Origin of the sequence: Streptomyces sp. GbtcB7 (assembly GCF_019091445.1) — a bacterium.
GTDB classification, from domain to species: Bacteria; Actinomycetota; Actinomycetes; order Streptomycetales; family Streptomycetaceae; genus Streptomyces; species Streptomyces mirabilis.
The window spans coordinates 1-244 of record NZ_JAGXJM010000512.1; the positions used below are offsets into that span (position 1 = coordinate 1).

The window sequence follows — 244 nt, forward strand, 5'->3', positions numbered from 1 at the left end:
TGGTGCTCGACGCCAGGTCCGCGGGTGTGCTGAAGGAGACGGCGGAGGCCCTGTCCGCGTTCGGGACCCGGGTGGTGGCGCTGCCCGGGGATGACGGGGACGCCGGGCACCGCGCCGGGCTGGTGGCTGCGGCGCACGGGCTCGGGGGGGTGGACCTGCTGGGGAACAACGCGGGCGCGCTGGGCGCCGGGCCGCGGGTGCGTCGGGGGGACCTGACCCTGGTGGGCTTGCGCCATGCCCGGGA

The 244-nt window shown here is 78.3% G+C and carries 1 pseudogene; it reads left to right on the top strand.

Going from position 1 to position 244, the window contains the following annotated elements:
- Window positions 1-244, top strand: a pseudogene (locus KVT44_RS56650) (short-chain dehydrogenase); the annotation flags it as partial.